This window comes from Paraburkholderia sp. GAS42, from assembly GCF_050436565.1.
Taxonomy (GTDB): Bacteria; Pseudomonadota; Gammaproteobacteria; order Burkholderiales; family Burkholderiaceae; genus Paraburkholderia.
Genome location: NZ_JBNDML010000068.1, coordinates 1 through 1,358, shown reverse-complemented (window position 1 = coordinate 1,358; position 1,358 = coordinate 1). Strand labels below are relative to the sequence as shown.

Here is a 1,358-nt window from a genome sequence, read left to right as displayed (position 1 = left end):
AAAAATGTATGGTCAGCCTTAGTTTTGCAACCTCAATGTGTGACCTAAGATAGAAGGGCCTGCGCAAATGTATCCGGGCTCGAAATGGGCGCGGATGAAGCGCCCGGCCCTCGATGAGAAGCCGCGCCCGACTGTCCTTAAAAAGCCATCAGTCTGCGGGACTGGATTTTGTGTCAGGTGTTCAGCCGGGCCGTGTGCCGTTTATCTTCATCACAGGTTGATGGTCGCAAAAGCAGGCAGGAAGTGTTGATCAGGCGGGACGCGGATTTGCGCGATACTCGCCGCCTCTGGCCAGGATCGCCCACACGATTCTGGCCATTTTGTTGGCCAGCGCGCAGGCGACGACATTGGTGTGACGGCGTCGCAGCAGGGCCTGCACCCATACGCCGAGCGCATCGGCACGCCTGTCGACGCAGCGCAACACAGCGCGTGCGCCCTGCACCAGCAACGATCGCAAGTGCCGGTCACCGCGTTTGGAAATGCCCAGCAGCGTCGCCCGGCCCCCGGTCGAGTGCTGTCGTGGCACCAGGCCCAGCGACGCGGCGAAGTCACGGCCGCACCTGAATCCATGCACGTCACCGGCCATCGCAAGCAGACTGCTCGCGGTCATCGGGCCGATTCCCGGAATGGTAAGCAACCGCTGGCCGGCTTCGTTCCCAGCCAGCTGACGTCTGAGTTCCGTTTCGAGTTCAGCGATTTCGTTGCTGAGTTGGCCGTGGCGCCGATGCAGACGCAGCAGCAGGCTCACCATTGGCGGCGGCAGCGCGTGAGCCGGATCATCGAGCAGCACGGGCAGGCGCGTGATGGCAACCGATCCGATCGGCAGGCTGACGCCGAACTCCAGCAAAAAGGCATGAATCTGATTACTCGTCGCCGTGCGCTCGCGCACCAGTGCTTCGCGCATCCGATGCAGGGCCAGCAGGATCTGCTGCTCAGGCGTCTTGACGGCGACAAAGCGCATCGACGGACGCGAGGCTGCCTCGCAGATCGCCTCGGCGTCGGCGAAGTCAGTCTTGTTACCCTTGACGAACGGTTTGACGAACTGCGGCGCGATCAGGCGCACCTCGTGTCCGCACGCCCGGAATTTGCGCGCCAGCCAGTGCGCACCGGCGCACGATTCCATGGCGACTGTGCAGGCGGGGCAATTGGCAATCTGGGTGTACAACTGGCTGCGCGATGCCTTCCTGCGCCACAACTCGTGCCCATGAGCGTCTTGCGCGTGAACGAAGAAGCAGTGTTTGCCCAGATCGATACCGATCAACGTCGCGTTTGCCATGATGGCCTCCCGGAAAAGGAAACGGCCCGATCAGCGTAAGCCGATCGGACCGTTTCGGTCAGGCTGACCATCTCATTAAGCC

General features: G+C 62.1%; 1 protein-coding gene. It reads right to left on the bottom strand.

All coding sequences use genetic code 11. The annotated features are described in order from the left end of the window. Nucleotides 1–250 precede the first annotated feature (250 nt). A complete protein-coding gene (locus P3T16_RS34795) occupies nucleotides 251–1,276 on the bottom strand; it encodes an IS110 family transposase (protein ID WP_429345662.1) in 1,026 nt (341 codons plus the stop codon). Nucleotides 1,277–1,358: the final 82 nt, after the last annotated feature.

Coding starts and splice junctions, on each gene's coding strand:
- P3T16_RS34795 (WP_429345662.1), bottom strand. CDS start 1,276: ATGGCAAACGCGACGTTGATCGGTATCGATCTGGGCAAACACTGCTTC.